The sequence below is a fragment of the Collinsella sp. HCP3S3_E11 genome, from assembly GCF_052067375.1.
GTDB lineage: Bacteria > Actinomycetota > Coriobacteriia > Coriobacteriales > Coriobacteriaceae > Collinsella.
Genome location: NZ_JBQHQI010000008.1, coordinates 62,956 through 82,249 on the forward strand (window position 1 = coordinate 62,956; position 19,294 = coordinate 82,249).

General features: G+C 58.3%; 16 protein-coding genes. 11 read left to right on the forward strand and 5 right to left on the reverse strand.

Annotated features, from left to right (window positions below):
* The first annotated feature begins 9 nt into the window (after positions 1-9).
* Positions 10-1,086 (forward strand): redox-regulated ATPase YchF, encoded by a 1,077-nt coding sequence (gene ychF, locus ACTM86_RS06255; RefSeq protein WP_089572784.1) that lies wholly within the window; start codon positions 10-12, stop codon positions 1,084-1,086.
* An 11-nt stretch (positions 1,087-1,097) separates the two neighbouring features.
* Positions 1,098-1,481 (forward strand): DUF1648 domain-containing protein, encoded by a 384-nt coding sequence (locus ACTM86_RS06260; protein WP_154517947.1) that lies wholly within the window; start codon positions 1,098-1,100, stop codon positions 1,479-1,481.
* Positions 1,482-1,490: 9 nt separating this feature from the next.
* Here the strand turns inward: ACTM86_RS06260 and ACTM86_RS06265 are convergent, their stop codons facing one another.
* Entirely contained in the window at positions 1,491-1,880 is a 390-nt protein-coding gene (locus tag ACTM86_RS06265) for a hypothetical protein (protein ID WP_427719443.1), read from the reverse strand.
* A 76-nt stretch (positions 1,881-1,956) separates the two neighbouring features.
* On the opposite strand from ACTM86_RS06265, the gene ACTM86_RS06270 reads away from it, so the two are divergent.
* Entirely contained in the window at positions 1,957-2,175 is a 219-nt protein-coding gene (locus ACTM86_RS06270) for a helix-turn-helix domain-containing protein (protein WP_427719445.1), read from the forward strand.
* 317 nt (positions 2,176-2,492) lie between these two features.
* Here the strand turns inward: ACTM86_RS06270 and ACTM86_RS06275 are convergent, their stop codons facing one another.
* Positions 2,493-3,506: an asparaginase gene (locus tag ACTM86_RS06275; RefSeq protein WP_441016452.1), complete on the reverse strand. Its 1,014-nt coding sequence runs from the start codon at positions 3,504-3,506 to the stop codon at positions 2,493-2,495.
* A gap of 268 nt (positions 3,507-3,774) precedes the next feature.
* Between ACTM86_RS06275 and guaA the strand changes: the two genes are divergently transcribed.
* A complete protein-coding gene (guaA, locus tag ACTM86_RS06280; RefSeq protein WP_441016455.1) occupies positions 3,775-5,373 on the forward strand; it encodes a glutamine-hydrolyzing GMP synthase in 1,599 nt (532 codons plus the stop codon).
* 129 nt (positions 5,374-5,502) lie between these two features.
* Here the strand turns inward: guaA and ACTM86_RS06285 are convergent, their stop codons facing one another.
* On the reverse strand, positions 5,503-6,717 hold the full coding sequence (locus ACTM86_RS06285; protein WP_441016458.1) for an InlB B-repeat-containing protein: 1,215 nt from the start codon (positions 6,715-6,717) through the stop codon (positions 5,503-5,505).
* Positions 6,718-7,054: 337 nt separating this feature from the next.
* Here ACTM86_RS06285 and ACTM86_RS06290 point away from each other — a divergent pair, with 337 nt between their 5' ends.
* The 3 genes from ACTM86_RS06290 to ACTM86_RS06300 all read left to right on the forward strand — a co-directional run bounded on the left by ACTM86_RS06290 (position 7,055) and on the right by ACTM86_RS06300 (position 11,078).
* Positions 7,055-8,392 (forward strand): hypothetical protein, encoded by a 1,338-nt coding sequence (locus tag ACTM86_RS06290; protein WP_441016461.1) that lies wholly within the window; start codon positions 7,055-7,057, stop codon positions 8,390-8,392.
* Between the two features lie 269 nt (positions 8,393-8,661).
* Positions 8,662-9,942 (forward strand): IS256 family transposase, encoded by a 1,281-nt coding sequence (locus tag ACTM86_RS06295; RefSeq protein WP_441017491.1) that lies wholly within the window; start codon positions 8,662-8,664, stop codon positions 9,940-9,942.
* A 26-nt stretch (positions 9,943-9,968) separates the two neighbouring features.
* A complete protein-coding gene (locus tag ACTM86_RS06300; protein ID WP_441017453.1) occupies positions 9,969-11,078 on the forward strand; it encodes an SDR family NAD(P)-dependent oxidoreductase in 1,110 nt (369 codons plus the stop codon).
* Positions 11,079-11,814: 736 nt separating this feature from the next.
* On the opposite strand, the gene ACTM86_RS06305 is transcribed toward ACTM86_RS06300, so the two are convergent.
* Positions 11,815-11,940, reverse strand: a complete 126-nt coding sequence (locus tag ACTM86_RS06305) for a helix-turn-helix domain-containing protein (protein ID WP_441017465.1) — start codon at positions 11,938-11,940, stop codon at positions 11,815-11,817.
* A 268-nt stretch (positions 11,941-12,208) separates the two neighbouring features.
* Positions 12,209-14,014 (reverse strand): amidohydrolase, encoded by a 1,806-nt coding sequence (locus ACTM86_RS06310; protein ID WP_441017456.1) that lies wholly within the window; start codon positions 14,012-14,014, stop codon positions 12,209-12,211.
* 242 nt (positions 14,015-14,256) lie between these two features.
* Between ACTM86_RS06310 and ACTM86_RS06315 the strand changes: the two genes are divergently transcribed.
* From ACTM86_RS06315 to ACTM86_RS06330, 4 genes are all read left to right on the forward strand, one after another.
* On the forward strand, positions 14,257-15,168 hold the full coding sequence (locus ACTM86_RS06315; RefSeq protein ID WP_441017459.1) for a response regulator transcription factor: 912 nt from the start codon (positions 14,257-14,259) through the stop codon (positions 15,166-15,168).
* A gap of 381 nt (positions 15,169-15,549) precedes the next feature.
* On the forward strand, positions 15,550-16,620 hold the full coding sequence (ptcA, locus tag ACTM86_RS06320; protein WP_441017462.1) for a putrescine carbamoyltransferase: 1,071 nt from the start codon (positions 15,550-15,552) through the stop codon (positions 16,618-16,620).
* 266 nt (positions 16,621-16,886) lie between these two features.
* Positions 16,887-18,317, forward strand: a complete 1,431-nt coding sequence (locus ACTM86_RS06325; RefSeq protein WP_441036946.1) for an APC family permease — start codon at positions 16,887-16,889, stop codon at positions 18,315-18,317.
* 305 nt (positions 18,318-18,622) lie between these two features.
* On the forward strand, positions 18,623-19,294 hold a 672-nt coding region (locus ACTM86_RS06330; RefSeq protein ID WP_441053316.1), incomplete at its 3' end, for an agmatine deiminase family protein.

Here is a 19,294-nt window from a genome sequence, read left to right on the forward strand (position 1 = left end):
GGAGCTGTCGTGTCCCTTTCCATCGGTATCGTGGGCCTGCCCAACGTGGGCAAGTCGACGCTGTTCACCGCGCTTACCAAAAAGACCGGCCTTGCCGCCAACTACCCGTTCGCCACGATCGACCCCAACGTGGGTATCGTCGATGTGCCCGATAGCCGCCTGCAAAAGCTCGCCGACATTGTCAACCCTGGCCGCATTGTGCCGGCTACGGTCGAGTTTGTCGACATCGCGGGCCTGGTGAAGGGTGCCAACGAGGGCGAGGGCCTGGGCAACCAGTTCTTGGCAAACATTCGCGAGACCGACGCCATCTGCGAGGTCGTGCGCTACTTTAAGGATCCCAACGTCATGCGTGAGGTGGGTCGCACGGGCGAGTTCGTCGATCCCGCCGGCGATGCCGACACCATCATGACCGAGCTCATCCTGGCCGACATGGGCACGCTCGAAAAGCAGCTGCCTAAGCTCGAGAAGGAGGCCAAGCGCGACAAGGAGCTCATGCCCAAGTTTGAGGTCGCCAAGCGCCTGCTCGCCTGGCTCAACGAGGGCAAGCGCGCCGCGTCCATGGAGATGACCGACGAGGAGCGCGCCGCTGCCAAGGGCCTGTTCCTACTCACCATGAAGCCCATCTTGTATGTGGCCAACGTGGACGAGGACATGCTCAACGAGGACCTTGCGCCCATCGATGGCGTCAAGCCGCTGCCGATCTGCGCCAAGATCGAGGCCGAGCTTTCCGAGCTCGATCCCGAGGATGCGGCCGACTACCTGGAGAGCCTGGGCCTGGAGCAGCCCGGCCTGGACGTGCTCGCGCAGGCAGCCTACAAGCTGCTCGGTCTGCAGTCGTTCTTTACGGCTGGCGAGATGGAGGTCAAGGCCTGGACGGTGCGTCAGGGCGCGACCGCCCCGCAGGCCGCCGGTGTCATCCATACCGACTTTGAGCGCGGCTTTATTAAGGCCGAGGTCATTGGCTATGACGACTACATCGAGCTCGGTGGCGAGCAAGGCGCCAAGGCTGCAGGCAAGCTGCGCATCGAGGGCAAAGAGTATGTCATGGCCGATGGCGACGTCGTGCACTTCCGCTTTAACGTGTAAGGACGGCGAGCATGTTTAAATATGGAAAAAAAGCTGGCTACATGGGCATCGCGCTGCTGGTGCTTGCAGTGCTTCCGCTGGTGGTCGCAGCGTTTGTAATCCCCAATATTGGTCCCGAGGTGGCAACAAAGTTTAATGCTGCCGGTGAGGTGACGCGCTGGGGCAAGAGCTACGAGCTGCTGGCGCTGCCGGTACTCAACCTGCTGCTGAGCGTGGCGACGTACTTTACGGCGGGACGCCAGGCAAAGAACAATGAGGACTCCGCCGCCATGGCGCGCATCGTGTGCGAGCGCTACCTGCGAAACGGCTGCATCACGGGCGCATTCCTCAACGTAATTAACGTCTACTTTATGTATTCGGCGATTACCGGCACAGGCTTTGGCCTGGGCTTTTAGCTTGCGCCTTTAGGCAACGAGCCTGCAAGCATATTCGATGGCTGCTGCGAGGCCGCCGCTCGATCGTGGTTGAAAGACCACATCGGCGGCGGCCTCGTTTTCGTATCCGGCACCGCGAAGGCAGAGCGCGATACCGGCTTCCAAGAGAAGGGGCAGGCCACACTGGCTGGTTACGATTACGGCAGCCTGATTGAGTGAGCAGCCGTGCGCTTGGCATTGGATGGCAAGTTCACCTTGCGCCGGGCAAGGGACCAAAACGGCGGCGACGCGACTTGATAGCAATGCAAATGCTGTGCGCTCATCGGGCGAAAGGCATTCTGCTTCAACGACGACGAGCTTGGGCGGTGCGCTGTTTGTGCGAAGTGTGGCTCGGTACATGCGGACCGAAGAACCCGACATAGAAAACTCCTGTATATTGGGCAAAACGTAAACTATAGTTTACGTTTTTGTTTTGCTCCATTTCAAACTCGTCTGCATGAACGAACATGCGAAACAGATTCTTGGCGAGCGAGTCGAGCGGACGCGCAAGGCCCTTGGTATCTCCAAGGTCGATTTTTGCGTGGCGGTTGGAATCAGCCGACCTTATCTCGATCAAATCGAAAGCGGAACGGCAAACAGCACGCTCGAGATTTTATTTAAACTTGCGCCCGCGCTTGGCATGACGGTGTCAGAGCTCCTCGAGGGCATTGAGTAGGCGTTTTTGCTAGATTTGTCGTTTGCTGAACGGGTCCCCCCGACGGCGGCGTGCAAAAACCCGAGTATTCAGCATCCCTCAATAAATTGACAGCAACCGAAGGCGCAAATACGATGCTTGCTGTTTTTGATTATCCACAAAATTCATTATTATGAGGAATATTAGACGCATGGGACGAGCCTATCGAACCGAAAAGCGATTTACAGCTAGCGGTTTTAACGTTTCCGGAAGGGGCGGGTGCTGAAAACTCCGCTTTTTGCACGTTCCGAGAGGTACCACGTGCCCTACAAGGCCCAAAGAGGCAGATTTTGTTTTAGCTACACCATCGGGATGCGGTCATGGTTGACCTGGCTGTAGAACAGGCGCTGAATCTCGGCCGCATCACGTGACTGGCCGAGCGCCCACATGGTCTTGGCCACGAGCGTTTCGGTGGTCATATCGTCGCCGCGCAAAATACCCGGATGGTCGGCGTAGGCACGGCCGACCTCATAAACACCCAGATCGAGGCCCTCTTCGGGGACCTGTGTGGTCATAACGACGGTGCGACCCGAATCGACCCAGCGGAAAATTGCTTCTTGGAACGACTCGCCCGACTCACCAAACTCGGGGATACCGCCAATGCCAAAGGTCTCCAGAATCACGGCGTCGTAGCTATCGGCAAGGGCGTCGAGGATGCCCGGGTTTACGCCGGGCGTAAGCTTGAGTACAAATACGCGCGGATCGATGCTGTCGTAGAAATGCACCGGGTTTTCGCCCTGATGCGTGCCGTGGAGCCCGTTGCGCACGATGCGGTCGTTGCGGATGTAGGCAATGGGCGGATAGTTGACGCTAATGAACGCGTTAAAGCTCATGGTGCGCTGCTTGCGGGCGCGCGTGCCGGCTATGGCCACACCGCCAAACACGATTGAGACGTCGTGCGAATGCTCGTCAAGCGCATAGAGCAGGCTCTGGTACAGATTGAGCTTGGCATCGGTAAAGGGGTTGCCCATGGGCTTTTGCGAGCCGGTGAGCACGATGGGCTTGGGGCTGTCCTGAATCAGGTAAGAAAGTGCCGCCGCGGTGTAGCTCATGGTGTCGGTGCCGTGCAGAATCACGAAGCCGTCGTGGTCAGCATAACCCTCGACGATGACGTCGCGGATCCGCATCCAGTCACTCGGGCGCATATTGGTGCTGTCGATGTTCATGGGCTGCACCACGTCGAGCTCGCAGAGGCCCGAGATCTCGGGGACGCTCTGGGCGAGTTCCTCACCGGTCAGGGCGGGGGAGAGGCCGTTGCCGTCCTCGGTCGATGCGATGGTGCCGCCCGTGGCGATGAGAAGGATGCGCTTCATGCTGGTATTCCTATCGTATTTGCTGCCCCAGAGGCGGAGTCGTTCGGCAGTATTGTGGCACAGGGCGTCCAATGTTCAAACGTATTACATCATCTGTAACGTTTGGTAACACTTCAATTGCCGTCAAATAGGGGCCCAGGTCGTGCGTTTGCCGTGCGCTGATGGCTGCGAGGGACGAGAAACCCCATATAACGTGTACACTATGAAAGTTATTCTCGTTTATTCGCGCGGGTGGGCATCGGCTCCCCGCCAACAAGAGGGGGAAACCATGGATCAAAAGGCTTCCGCAAAGGTCCTCGTACTCGACTTTGGTGCGCAGTACGGTCAGCTCATTGCCCGTCGCGTCCGCGACCTCAACGTGTATTCCGAGATTGTTCCCTGCGACATCTCGGCCGATGAGATTCGCGAGATGAACGCCTCTGCGCTCATCCTTTCCGGCGGCCCGGCCTCTGTGTACGCCGAGGACGCTCCGTCCATCGATCCTGCCATCTTTGACCTGGGCCTTCCCGTCCTGGGCTTCTGCTACGGCCATCAGATCACGGCCGTGACGCTCGGCGGCAAGGTCGGCCACTCAGAGGTGGGCGAGTACGGCCGTGCTACCATCACACGCACGGCCGGTGCCAAGCTCTTTAACTCTACGCCCATGCAGCAAACCGTGTGGATGAGCCACCGCGACGCCGTGTCCGAGGTGCCCGAGGGCTTTACCGTTACCGCCAGCACCGACGTGTGCCCGGTTGCTGCCATGGAGTGCCCCGAGCGCAAGATTTTCACCACGCAGTTCCACCCCGAGGTCAAGCACTCCGAGTACGGTCAGCAGCTGCTGAGCAACTTCCTGTTTGAGATCTGCGGCCTGGAGCCCAACTGGAGCATGGACAACCTGGTCGAGACCATGACAGCCGAGTTCCGCGAGAAGGTCGGCGACGACCGCGTGATTTTGGCCCTGTCCGGTGGCGTCGACTCCTCCGTCGTGGCTGCGCTGGGCGCTCGCGCCGTGGGCAAGCAGATGACCTGTGTGTTCATCAACCACGGCCTGCTGCGCAAGGGCGAGCCCGAGCAGGTGGAGGAGGTCTTCACCAAGCAGTTCGATGTCGACTTTATCCACGTTCACGCCGAGGACCGTTATGCCGAGCTTCTGGCCGGCGTGACCGAGCCCGAGGAGAAGCGCCGCATCATCGGTACTCAGTTCTGGAAAGAGTTCTTCGCCGTGGCGCAGCAGCTCGAGACCGATGGCAAGCCGGTCAAGTACCTGGCTCAGGGCACCATCTACCCCGACATCATCGAGTCCGGCGCTCGCAAGACGGGCGGCAAGACGGCCACCATCAAGAGCCATCACAACCTGATCCCGTTCCCCGAGGGCGTACACTTCGACCTCATTGAGCCGCTTGATCACTTCTTTAAGGACGAGGTCCGCGCACTTGGTCTGGCACTGGGCCTGCCGGGTCATATCGTGTTCCGTCAGCCTTTCCCGGGCCCGGGTCTGGCCATCCGCATCATCGGTGCGGTCGACAAGGAGAAGCTCGAGATCCTCAAAAACGCCGATGCCATCGTGCGCGAGGAGCTGGATGCCTACAACCAGCGCCTGTTTGAGCAGACCGGCGAGCGCAACTCCGAGCACAGCTGCTGGCAGTATTTCGCGGTCCTGCCCGACATCAAGTCCGTTGGCGTTATGGGCGACGAGCGCACCTATCAGCGCCCGATCATCCTGCGTGCCGTCGAATCCAGTGATGCCATGACCGCCGACTGGGCCAAGTTGCCCTACGATGTGCTGGCCCGCATTTCCGGCCGCATCGTTGCCGAGGTTCCCGGCGCCAACCGCGTGTGCTACGACATCACGTCCAAGCCGCCCGCGACCATTGAGTGGGAATAGGAGAAAACTGGGAATAGAATTCCCAATTTTAGTAGGAACAGCGTAATTAGGTACGCGAATGAGAAGGGGAGTCCCGCGGGACTCCCCTCTGTTTAGATCGAGAATTAGAACGGTAACGTCACGTATGCTTTATACGTGCTTGCATTTGCGATACGCGGTTAACGCGATGCCGACTGCGATCAGGGCTGCTGCACTGAAGCAGAGGGATGCCAGGAGTGCCATCTGGTTGTCACCGGTCCGGGGGATTGTTGAGTTGGTGGGAGCGGAGTCGGCATTCTTCTTCCACTGGGCGTACAGGGTGGTGTCCTGGTCTGCGTTCTTCTTGGCGTCGAAGGCCTGCTTGCCTTCCTTGTCGTAGGTCCAGCCCTTGAAGGTGTAGCCTTCGGCGGCAGGATCATCGATAAGGGTGATGGGCTTGCCCTTCTCGGTCTGCTTGGTCACACTGTCGCCGTGGCCGTTCATGTCGAAGGTGACATCGACCATTTCGATGATGGGAGTGGAGGGAGCTTCCCAGACAGCCGTGAAGGTGATGTTTTCTTTAGCGGTGTATTCGCCGATAAAGGGATCGGTGCCTTCGGAGCCCTTAGGAATCCAGCCAACGAATGTGTAGTCGCCGTCAGTGCCGAGGTCAGGGAGTTCGACGATCTCGCCCTTGTTCACGGTTTTGGCCTCAGGTGCGGTCCCGAATTCGGATTCGAAGGAAACGGTGACCTTTTCCTTTTTGGTCCATTTGGCGTAGACGGTCATGCTTGTAGCGGCGGTGCCGTTGAACGAGGTGGTGAGGCTCTCATCGGTGAACCAGCCGCCAAAGTCATAATCTGGGTCGGTGGGCTCGGGCAGGGTGACGGACGTCCCCTTCTTGACCTTAATGGGGTCAATCTGGGCTCCGTGGCTGTTCATATTGAAGGTCACGGTGACGGTTTCATAAAGCTCTGCTTTAGTGAATCGGGTAGTGGGTTTCGAGCCTTCAATGGAAGATGCTGCTTGATTGGTAGGAAGAATATCTTCACCAAAATAGGCGGTTAATACTGATCCATCTTCCGTTGTCAACTCAAGGACAGATGGGTGAATTGTATCTCCGTCGTTATTCGTGAAATGGGCCTCCAGGTGATCGTTCCGGCTATCTATTTTTATTTCAAGCGAAAGGTTCTTTTCATTTGCTTTAACGACGCCATATCCCGGCGCTTTGACTTCATTCCAAGTGGCAATGGGGGTTTCGCCTTCAGCCCAGGCGTAATTCTGGGTGCCGGAGAAGGTGAAGGCGCAAACGCCGACTATGGCTGCGAGCGTGAGGACGAAAACCGTCCGGCGCCTGGCCAAGGTCTCTTTAGCCTGTATCTTCATCGTATCCTCCAATTCAAGCGTGCGTTCCCTATTGCAACATTGCATTTCATGTTAACAGAGAATTATTTTCGGGCATGTCCCTTGCTCGGCTCGGGCTTGCTCTGGGCGGGGATGCTTCGTGGCCTTGATGGGGTGAGTGCCTAATTCGAAGGAGGCAGAATCTGGTTTGGTGGTGCTGAAAAGTAACAAATATGATTTATTAGAGGGATAATTACATTCAAACGACGCATAGCCAACAAAGATTCGGTTATTCTTTACCGTATGGAAAAAACGCAGCAACACACTGTACGTCGTGTTGCGTTTTACGTCGGTTCAATTTGATGCGATTGGAGCAGACATGAGCTTCATGGATGCCAAATTCTCCAAATGGGGAGAGGTCGCAACTGCAGTTCTCTCCCAATCGCATGTGAAAAGATTTGCGAGGGTGATGCTGGCGGCAGTGCTGGCAGCATCTTTTCTGCCCGTCGCAGCTTTCGCTGATGGGGGCGGGGCGGTAAGCGATCCCGTTGGCAATGCATTCAAAGGCCCTGATAAGATTCAGTACGGCGTTGCTGCACAATGTACCAATATAACATCAAGGTCTGAATATAAATGGGATTATATTCGTGACAATGACGGTGGAGATGTCACAATCTCGTATCTTGATAATCTTTATCCTAATCACAAGACCGTTTCTGTAATGGGAACTCAAGTCGGCCACGTGACCTTGGTGGTTTCGGGAGGTGATGTGGATGAGGAACGATTCGAAATCGAGATTACAAAGCGTAACGTAACTCTTAAGTCCACAAACGTCTCAAAAACCTATGACGGCGAACCTCTTGCCTGTCCCGTATCAGTTGATCCTGGTTTTGCTACGTTTGACGATGTTTATTGCATATCGACTAGTTCTCGGACCAATGTTGGCATAACGAATAATAATACGTTTGAGATAATATTTATTAAGGGTAGTCCCGACTCTTACAATATTACCAAGTTTGAAACAGGTATAGTGGAGATCACACCACGTGTGGTCACCCTGACCTCCGCGAGTGGTTCGAAGGAGTACGACGGCAAGCCCCTGACCAATCACAAGGTCACCGTTGGGGAGGCTGCCCGGGATACTGGTTGGGTCGATGGCCAAGGTGCCACCTATTCTTTCACCGGCTCGCAGAAGATCGTCGGCTCCTCCGAGAATGCATTCGAATGCATCCCCAACGAGGGAACCAATCTGGACAACTATCAGATCAACAAGACGTACGGGACCCTGACCGTTACCGACCGTAGCGAGAAGTACCAGATCACCCTCACTCCCAATTCCAAGTCCGTGGCCTACGACGGCACCGAGAAGTCCGCATCCGGTTTCGAGACCCTGGAGTTCCAGATCAATGGTCAGACCTTCTACGTTTCCGGCGTTGAGGCTTCTGCAACGGGCACCGATGCAGGCGAGTACCCTGTCAAGGTTTCCGGCCAAGCCGTCGTCATCGATTCCGACGGCAACGATGTGACCGACCAGTTCACCGTGAACATCGACGATGCCAAGCTGACCATCGTCGGGGGCGACTCCGATAAGTCTGCATCCAATCTCCCTCACACCGGCGATAGCGCCGCCCTCTATGCAATGGGCATCTGCGGCGTTGCGATCGCTGCCGGTGCTGGGGCGCACTTCACGTCCAGAAAGCGCAACAACTATAAATAAGCACGGATACCATTGGTGCAGCTCCATTGAAATGAAGCGCTAAGATAATCAGCAAAGGGGCCTTCCCGTCTGGGAAGGCCCCAACTTTGTGCGCGAGCATGGCATGTCAGAGAGCAAGCGTTTTGTTGAGGGGGTAAATTGTTTGCTAGCGATCGCGTGCCGAATGTTGGTGTAAGGGGCCGCTTCCCTGGCCGTAGAAAGCAGGAAGCGGTTATCGCCTAGAATCTTAATTGCTGAAGTTAGGATTCGTGGAAAGGCAATAACCGCATATGGATAAGATACACGAGATTGCGGGCGACGGCGCCCTGATGCCGAGATTCGACGACGGCATGGTGAACATGACGGAGCTGATCAGGGTGATGGCCGAGTCGCTCGTCAACGAGATCATGGACGCCCAGGCCGACGAGGCGTGCGAGAGCGGCAACCAGCGCAACGGCTACCGCGAGCGCAGGCTCGTCACCAGCGTGGGCACCATCAACCTCAGAATCCCGAAGCTGCGCGCCGGCAGTTACTTTCCCGAGGACCTCATCGAGCGGTACTCGCGCGTGGACCGCGCGGTCATCGCCGCGGTCTCCGAGATGGTGACAAACGGCGTGTCCACCAGGAAGGTGAAGCGCGTGGCGCAGTCCATGGGCATAGACCGCATGAGCGCCAGCCAGGTGTCGAGGATATGCTCGTCGCTGGACGAGTCGGTCGCCGACCTGCGGGGACGCGACCTGTCAGACGTCAGCTACCCCTACATCTGGCTCGACGCCACCTACATCAAGTGCAGGGACGCCGGCCGCGTGCAGTCCACCGCGCTCGTGACCGCCATCGGCGCCGGCTCGGGCGGCTACAGGCGCCTGCTCGGCCTCGACGCCATCGACACAGAGTCCTACGACGGCTGGAGGGCGTTCCTCCTCTCGCTGCGGGCGCGCGGGGTCGATGGCGTCATCTGCGTCACCAGCGATGCGCACGAGGGCCTCAAGCGCGCGATCCAGGAGGTCTTCCCCGGCGCCGCCTGGCAGAGATGCATCGTGCACCTGATGCGCAACACCGCCGGCAACGCGCCGACCAGGCAGAAGAGGGGCGCCGTGCTCGGCATCCTGAAGGCCGTGTTCGCCGAGCGCGACCCCGAGCTCGTGCGCGAGCTCTACCAGCTCGCCATCGAGCAGATCGAGGGGTTCTGCCCCAAGGCGGCCGAGGTGCTCGAGGAGGCCGAGGCCGACGCGCTGGCGTACCTCGACTTCCCCTACGAGCACCACGTCAGGCTGCGCACCAACAACGTTCAGGAGCGCGCCAACCGCGAGCTCAAGCGCCGCAGCCGCGTCGTCCAGGTGTTCCCGAGCAGGAAGTCGCTCATCAGGATGATGGGAGCGGTGTTCTCCGAGATGGACGAGGACTGGGCGGGCCGCCGCTGGTTCAACGACGACTCCATCGGCAGGGCCGTGGAGGGCGCCAAGGTGAACGCGCCCGCGCCCGCCTACGAGGGCACCGCCGCCGAGCATGCGGCCAGGATAATTGCGCTCGTGGTGGCCGACAACCCGATTCCCGGCAGGAAGGCGGCGTAGCATGCGCTAGAATGACGGCATTCTAGGTGATTCTCGGCTCCTCGGGCAGCCTGCGGCTACCCTCGAAAACCGAGCTCTACACCAACATTCGGGACACTACCTTGCTAGCAGCCTCTGACCATGCTGAATCTGTCTACTATTCAAACAGAAAAACGAGCAGCTCAACATATTTTCCTGCAGAAAAGAATACGGCAGTGCACGCAACGCGGCCGGCCCCTTCCCTTCCTGCCGAAATCCACACGCCTGCCATCCGCTTTTTCTATGCAAATATTCACAAACACGCAAAAAAGGAATACAAATACCTTATCGATTATTTGAACGAGAAAGGGAACACAATGGGTAGACTCGAAGGCAAAGTTGCTATCGTAACGGGTTCCACCAGCGGCATTGGCATCGGTATCGCAAAGGTATACGCAGCCGAGGGCGCAACGGTTGTTATTAGTGGTCGTCGTGCCGAAAAAGGCCAAGTTGTAGTTGATCAAATTGTTGAAGCAGGCGGCAAGGCAAGCTTCCACTATTTCGACATTACCGAACCAGCAAGCATCGAAGCGCTTATTGCAGACACTGTAGAGCAATACGGCAAGCTCGATATTTTGGTAAACAATGCAGCAAACGTTGCCCTCAAGGACGGTCGTGTTGACGAGCTCACCCTTGAAATGTGGGACGCTATTTTGGAAAGCGACCTGCGCGGCACCTTCTATGCAACGAAGTGCGCTATCCCCTACATGAAAGAAATTGGTGGCGGCGCAATCGTAAACATTGGCTCTATGGCATCATGTGCAGGCGACTTAGGTTCTACCGCTTATGCATGCGCCAAGGCGGGCGTAGACATCTTCACGCAATACGTTGCCTTGCAATACGGCAAAGACAACATCCGCTGCAATTGCATCCGTCCAGGCTTGATTGTCACGCCAGAAAACGAGGCGAAGGTTCCTCAGATGCTCAAAGATATCTTCTTGGGTAGCATCATGGTTAACCGCTACGGTTGCCCAGAAGACATTGCTCATGCAGCTGTATATTTTGGCTCCGATGAAAGTGTCTACACCACGGGACAGATCATCAACGTTGATGGCGGCATGAATTCGCACGCTCCAACCGTTGCTCAGTTCCGCCAGATGAATTCCCGCACGTGGTAATTCGTACAGGCGAATAGACCAGTACGAAAGCGCGAAGGTGCGCATGACTGAATGCGCGAAAGCACACCACGCACGCAAAAGATTTCTTGCAGATAAAAACTACATGGCCACTCTTTGCGGGTGGCCATGTTTTTTGTGCAGGCAATCTGTTGGCTAAGACTTATAGGACAAAATGTGTGTCCACGTTGGGGGCATCGGCGCAGGTCGATGCCCCTTTTTTAGCCGTTTGAATTCCGTGCCCGCTTTTAACCGCTCGGACAGAATGTGTGTCCGGTTGCCTATCGTTCCCGCAGGTATATAACCTTTTCCGGAACCGTTAAAAACCCTTTCGGAAGAGGTGCCCATGAAGACCGTCTATTGCTCCTACTGCGGCGGGCGGGCCTTCAGGAGCAGGACGGCCGAGTTCCGGGAGGTCTGGCCCACGCTCGCCCCCGACGGCGGGTTCTCCGGGGCCGTGCGCGAGACCTGGCCGCAAACCATGGTCCAGCGCTGCCTTTGGCATGCTTTCTCCCAGGTGAACAGGCACACGACTAGCAGGCCGAGGCTGAGGGCGGGGATAGAGCTGAGGGGGCTGGCCGTCGACCTTATGCACGTTGAGACCCTGAGGGAGGCCGGGCAGCGGCGGGCGCCTTCTCGGCAGATACATCGATTGAAAGGCCCGATCCATTCTCGACAGGCACAATGCCGAACTCGTCCTCCAGCTGCAGAAGGAGGCCCAGGAGGTCTCGGGCGTTCTCTACCCTGAAGTCCAACAGGCAAGCGGAGAGATGTCGAGAGCTTCGGCGATGGCTTCCACCTGAGGCGGCTTGGGAGTCCTGAAATCCGTCTCATAGTGACGGATCGCGCCCTTGGAGACGCCGATTTTCTCGCCAGCTCTCCCTGATAGAGCCCGCGAAGCTTACGGTAGTACCTGATTTTCTCGCCGGTAGTAAAGTGCGCTAAAGCAAATTGGAGAGCGAGAAGCCCTTTCGGGATACAGCGTGTTTGCGTATTGCCGCAGTGCCGGTAAGGACTGCGAAGTCGCATAGATCGGCCCCCCGGCCCTGCGGGACTTATGACCGCAGGGCCGGGGGGCCTGTGTTCGGGGGTTTGCGAGCCGTTCTGTAATGCTGGCACTTTCTGGCGTGGTTCTATCCCTTGTAGACGATGCGGCCGTCGGAGATGGTGTAGACCACGCGCGCGTCGGAGATGGCCGTGGGATCGACCTCGAGAATGTTGGCGTCCAGCACGACGAGATCGGCGAACTTGCCTACTTCAACGGTGCCGATAATATCGTCCATGAAGTTCTGGTAGGCGTCGTTCTTGGTGTAGGCCTCGAGCAGCTGGTAGGCCGTGAGCCCCTGTTCGGGCCAGCGGGTCATGTCGGTGTCCTCTTCCTCGGGATAGGGCGAGTTGCGGGTAACGCCAACCTCGATCGCATCGAGCGGGGCAAATGGAATGACGGGGGCGTCTGAGGAGCCGCTGATGCAGATGCCTGCCTCGGCCAAGTGCTTTGTTGGGTACAACGCCATGGCGCGCTCGTCGCCGATATAGGCGCGCTCCAGGTCCATGAGATCATCGTGGTACATCATCAGGAATTGGAGATTCGCCACTACATCCAAATCGGCCATGCGCTGGATATCCTCATCGGTAATGGCGCATACGTGGGTGATCGTGTGCCGCGCGTCGCGCTTCCCATTGGTCGCCCGAGCCTCCTCGAAGGCATCAAGGGTGCCGTGAACGGCGCCGTCGCCCATGGCGTGCACGTGCACCTGAACGCCTTCTGCATCAAAGTCGTGTACAAGACGGGTAAAGTCTTCCTGAGACCAGATGGGTTCGCCGCACCAATGATCGCCGAGTCCCGTTGATTCCTGGTAGGGTTCCAGGAAGACGGCGGTGCCTCTTTCGGTCACTCCGTCGTAGAAAATCTTCACGGTATTCGAAGAAATCATGTCTGTGGCGGAGTCGTTGTAGGACTTGATGGCGGAAAGCACCTCGTCATAGGTGCGGCCTTCTTTCATAGTGGGGACGACGCGCATGCGCAGGGTCAAATTGCCCTCGTCCTCCAACTTGTGATACATGTCGATAATATCAAGACCGCCTTGGGTGATATTTGTAATGCCGGTTATGCCATAGGAGTTTGCTTCCTTCATGAATTTGCGCATGGCCTTTTTCAGATTATCGTTGGTCATGGTGTTGGGCATGATGGCGAATACAATTCCCTTGGCGGCATCGGAGACGCACCCCGAAGGCTCTCCCTTCTCATTGCGATAGAACAGGCCGCCTTCTGGGTCGGGGGTGTCGGCAGTTACGCCAGCCATTTCGAGGGCCTTGGAATTGACCCAAGCGGCGTGGTAGGAGACGTCGTGGATGAGAATGGGCTTATCGGGGCAGATGGCATCTAGATCTTCTTTCGAGGGCCCGGGATTCGAGCCGTCGGGAAGCTGGTAGGCATTGAGCATGAAAGGCGCTCCGATGTAGCCCTCCTCGTCGGGATGGTCTTCCACGAAGGCGCGGATTGCCTCGAGGTATTCCTCGTTGGTGGTAAGCCCCGTCAGGTCGATCTGGAAGAGGGCGTTGAACCAGTTGCCAGGGGCGTGGATGTGGCCGTCAATGAAGCCGGGGGAGACGAACTTGCCATCGAGGTCGATGACTTGAGTCTTGTCTCCTACGAAAGCATCGATGCCCGAATCGTCGCCCACGTACACGATCTTGTTGCCCGCGATAGCGACGGCTGATGCAACATCGCTTTCTGACACCATGGTCTGCACATGGCCGTTGCGGAGCACGATATCGGCAATGTTTTGATCGGCGGAACCGGGCGTGGCATTTGATCCAGGCTGCTCCCCGGATGCGCATCCCCAGAGTCCGCCCGAGAACGCGGCAGCCGCTAGGGCGCTCGATCCAATGACGAAACGACGGCGGCTGAGAGGTTGCTTCTGATGGGATGTGCTCATAAGACCCTCCTTAATTTGGTTGCAGCGCTGTCTCTTTTTTTGCGCTGCAGTAATTGAACCTTAAGAGTCAGGGGGTTCTTTGTTAAGAAAAACAGAGAGGGATTTGAGATTAATCGGAGGATGATTTTCTATCCCCCTGTCTCTGAACAGCGAAAATGCAGGGAGACAAATCGGACGTTGGGGTAGTTTTAGCCTTGGGTGCTAAATCTTCTATAATGTTGCCGCTTGATGAAGGAGGAGTCGTGTCCCTCGCTTTTCTCTACAATGTGGCAAGTTGCATCGCCTATGCGTTAGTCAGTGCTGCCTATGGGAGTCTGCACTATGTCGAGCGCAGGCGGGGCTATCTCTTCGTCGCGCTCACCTTCCTTGCGTATACGATAGATATTAATACTGTATTCATGTATGAGTTCGTTCCGGAATTCGCGATGCAATTCGAGGGCACGCGAAACGCCTATCCTATGCTCCGCTTTGCATTCAACATGGTGGTAATCCTCTTGTATCGGCTCGTGCTCGGCAGCTTGCTCTCGCGCAGCATCTCTCCCGTCGAGGGATTATTTTGGGCAGTTTGCATGATGGTGGCTTTGGCAAGTGGCGCTTCGTCAGTCGAATCGGTTGCACTATGGCGCGAGTTTCTCTTTACCAGGTTGTTGGCGATCTGGGTAATAGGGTACGGCATCTTCTGTTTGGCGGCAGAGTTTCGACGCATGAGCCGATGGCGATGGGTTCTCTCGCTCTTACTTGTGCTCATATATGCCTTGGCGGAAGCAGCAACGTATTTGGCCTTTAGACAGGAGGGCGGCGCGCGCTCCGCCTCTCCTCGTAGGGTTCCCGTTGAGATTATGGCGCTTTGCTTCACCGTGGCTGCGTATGTCTTTCTTGCACATCATCGGCGGATGCGTAATGTGCGGTTGGCGGAATCCCTTGTGCCCTGGATTGCTCGCGAATACGGGCTGACCAAGCGCGAGGAAGCACTGTTGTCGCTCCTTGAAAAGGGCGCATCGAACAAGGAGATTGCTGAGCAAGAATGCATTTCCGTCAACACGGTGAAAACCCACATATCGAATATTTACGCCAAGCTTGGTGTGAGTGGCCGAGACGAGCTTGCGCAAAAACTTAGAAAGGAACTGAGCGGCCGCAAGAGGGCCGGGCTCTGAGAGGCTGGGGGTCGGTGCGGCTATGCGGCCGCCCCCTACGGGATCAGCCGTCTACGTATTCTTGGGCGTCGGGCGCGTCGGTTCCTTAGAACGGAGGCGCAAGGTGTTGACAGCGGCGCACAGGGCGAAGAAACCAGTTCAATATCAATCCGTTTAGGCGTTAGGACTAGTTAGGATTAGTTAGGATTAGCTAGGATTAGCCAGGGCAAGGTGTGCGGTGAGCTAATGTAATCTGAAAATAATCCTGGTTATTTCTTCTCAAAACTACGGGTGCGCCCCATGCTGTGTGGCGCAAGGGAGCGTCTCGCTCATTTCGGGGCGCTTCATGGGAGCGCGGTCCGCAAGGGGCGGTCCGGCCAACGAATTTTGAAGGAGATTTCAATGGTCAAAGATTACATCGACACCAACGACTTCACAAAAGAAGAGCTGCTCGGCATGGTAGATCTGGCCATCGCCATGAAGGGGCTCATCAAGGAGGGCGGCGAGTACCCGCACCTGCTGAAGGACAAGACCCTCGGCATGATTTTCCAGCAGGTGTCCACCCGTACCCGCATCTCCTTCGAGACGGCCATGACCGACCTCGGCGGTCACGCCGAGTTCTTCGGCCCCGGCTCCATCCAGCTGGGTGGCCATGAGTCCATCGAGGACTCCGGCCGCGTTATGGGAAGCCTCGTCGACATCCTCATGGCCCGCGTCGATCGTCATAAGGATGTAGTGAGCTTGGCGAAGTACTCCGCGGCCCCCGTCATCAACGGCATGAGCGAGTACAACCATCCCACCCAGGAGCTCGGCGACCTCATGACCATGATCGAGAACCTCCCCGAGGGCAAGAAGATCGAGGACTGCAAGTTTGCCTGGATCGGCGATGCCACCCAGACCTGCGCGTCGCTCATGTTCATCTGCACGAAGATGGGCATGGACTTCGTGCAGTTCGGACCGAAGGGGCATCAGATTCCCGACGGCTGCCTGCATATTGGCACCGATGAGGAGCGCGCCGAGTTCGGCAAGCATCTCATGGCTATCGGCGAGGAGAACTGCAAGGTCTCCGGCGGCACCATCACCATTTCCGACGACATTTCCTGCATCGAGGGCGCCGACTTCGTGTACACCGATGTGTGGTACGGCCTCTACGACAGTGAAGTCTCCAGCTCCAGCTACATGGATGTGTTCTATCCGAAGTACCAGGTGACCTGGGATATGATGAACGTTGCCGGTCCGAACAGCATGTTCATGCACTGCCTGCCCGCCAACCGTGGCGAGGAAGTCGTCGACGAGGTCATGGACGATCCCGAGCGCTCCCTGTGCTGGGTCGAGGCCGAGAACCGCAAGCACTCCATTCGCGCCATCCTGGCCACTCTGTGCCCCCAGAGCGAGCCCGACGAGGAGAAGGCTGCGGCATACCGCGCCACCATCAATGAGCGCATGGCCGCTTTCGGTAAGCACGGTCTGTAAGACGTACCAGGTCGGGCGAGCTACGGCTCGCCCGCCTTCGCAGGAGATGGGCGACCTCATGGCCATCGGCGAGGAGAACTGCAAAGTCTCCGACGACAACCGAGTGCATCAAGGGCGCCGACTTCATCTACACCGACGTGTGGTATGGCCTGTACGATGCTTTCTGATGGGCAGCAGCAGATGCTTGTCTCTTGCTGCCCATCATCTGCGCCACTGCGTGTAAGCACTGGCGCCCTGTCTGAAAACGACTGAGCAAAGGATTAAATATGAGTGACGGAAAGAAAAAGCTTTCCTTCCTGACGGTCATTTCGACCATCATCTGCGTCGTCTTCGTTTGCGAGGCCGCCGCTCCTGCTGCTGCCATTGGCAACCAGCAGTTCTTCTGGTGGATCTTCCTGATCCTGACCTTCCTGCTCCCTTACGGCATGGTCGTCGCCGAGCTCGGCACCACCTATGACGGCGAGGGCGGCATTTACGACTGGGTACGCGATGGCCTGGGCGACAAGTGGGGCGCCCGCATTTCGTACTACTACTGGGTCAACTACCCGCTGTGGATCGCCTCGCTGGCGACCATGTTCCCCGACATCCTGGGCATGGTCTTTGGCGTCGAGTTCAACCTGATCGCCAAGATGGGCATCGAGCTCGCCTTCGTGTGGATCGTCTACCTCATGGGCCGCTCCAAGGCGGCCGACTCCGAGTGGGTCCTCAACGGTGGCGCCCTGATCAAGGTCGCCGTTGCCGTCATCGTCGGCGCCCTGGGCATCTGGTATGCCATGGAGAACGGTTTCGCGAACGACATGTCCGCCGCCACCTTCCTGCCCGAGCTCACCAACACCAACGCCCTGGGCTACCTGTCCATCATCATCTTCAACTTCACGGGCTTCGAGGTCATCTGCACCTTCGCCAAGGACATGGAGAACCCGACCCACGACATTCCGAAGTCCATCATCCTGGGCGGCCTGACCATTGGCGCCATCTACCTGTTCGCTGGCTTCGGCATCGGCGCCGCCATCCCGGCCGACTCCATCGACCCCGACTACGGCATGATCGTCGCAGTCCAGACCATGGTGGGCGATTCCGTGCTCTTCAAGGTCATCTGCATCGCCTTCCTGATCACCCTGTTCGCCAACATGGCCGCCTGGTCCTTCGGCGTCAACTCCGTCGCCCGCTACGCCGCCGAGCACGGCAACATGCCCAAGGTCTTCGCCTCGATGATCTCCGAGGACGACATGCCCAACGGCGCCAACCTGGTCAACGCCGTCGTCGCCTCCCTGGTCCTCTGCCTGCAGCTCGTTCCCGTCGACGCCATCTCCAACGGCGTCTTCTGGATGCTCTTCGGCACCTCCGTCGTCTTCCTGCTGCTCACCTACATCCCGATGTTCCCGGCGTTCCTCAACCTCCGCAAGAACGACCCGAACCGCGAGCGCATCTTCACGTTCCCGTTCAAGGGCGCGATGATGAAGGTCATGCTGGCCATCCCCTGCATCGAGCTGATCCTGGCCATCGTCGCGACGCTGGTGCCGTTCTCCGCCGCCGAGGTCGGCGAGAAGGTCCCGATGATCATCATCTTCATCGTGCTCATGCTCATCGGCGAGGTCGTCCGCGTCGTCAGCGCCAAGGGCCGCGAGACCGAGTACAAGGGCCTCACCCCCGAGCTGGCCGCCCAGCGCCTCGCCGAGGAGGCCGAGGAGAACTAGGGCTCCCGGCCCCGGGCACCCCGGCCTCTCCGGGGGCGTGCCCGGGCGACGGGTCCGCCAACCATCCCCCGGGGCGGGTGCGGCGATAGCTCCGGCAGCCGCCGACCGCCCCGACCCCTCTCCCGTATCCCTCGTGCGTCCTGTCTCCGCGCACCTGGCTACGTCGTCGCCCGCCGGTGCGACCCCGTGAAAACCGGCGCCGGGCGCCCCGACCTCTGCCGGGGGACGGGCGCCCGCCATCTCTTGGTCCTAGGCCGCGGGCAGCCCGCCCGCGGCAGACGATCGTCCGGTTTGGAGGAAATCTTATGCGTACGATCACCGAGTCCGAGTCCACCCCGAGGGCCGACGGCTTCTTCATGCCCGCCGAGTTCGCCCCCCAGGACCGCGTGTGGATAGGCTGGCCCCACCGCACCGACACCTGGGCCCACGGCGCCAAGCCCGCCCAGAAGCAGTATGCCGCCATCGCCCGCGCCATCTCCGAGTTCACCCCGGTCTACATGTGCGCCAACCAGGTCGACTACGCCAACTGCAAGGCCGTCTTCGAGAACGACGAGAACGTCACCGTCGTCGAGATGACCACCGACGACGCCTGGTTCCGCGACACCGGCGCCACCTACGTCATCAACGGCAAGGGCGAGAAGCGCGCCAACCACTGGCACTTCAACGGCTACGGCGGCCTCATCGACGGCCTCTACTTCCCGTGGGACAAGGACGAGCAGATCGCCCTCAAGATGGCCGAGCTCTCCGGCTGCCGCCGCTACCGTCCCGACGACATGATCCTCGAGGGCGGCTCCATCACCGTCGACGGCGAGGGCACCCTCGTCGTCACCGACCAGTGCCTCCTGTCCCCCGGCCGCACCTGCTCTGCGGTGCTCGAGGAGGAGGAGGACCCCGAGTCCCTCTGGCCCAAGTACCGCAAGAAGTTCGAGCCCTGGAGCGAGGAGCTTCGCGGGTACATGACCGAGCACCTCAAGGAC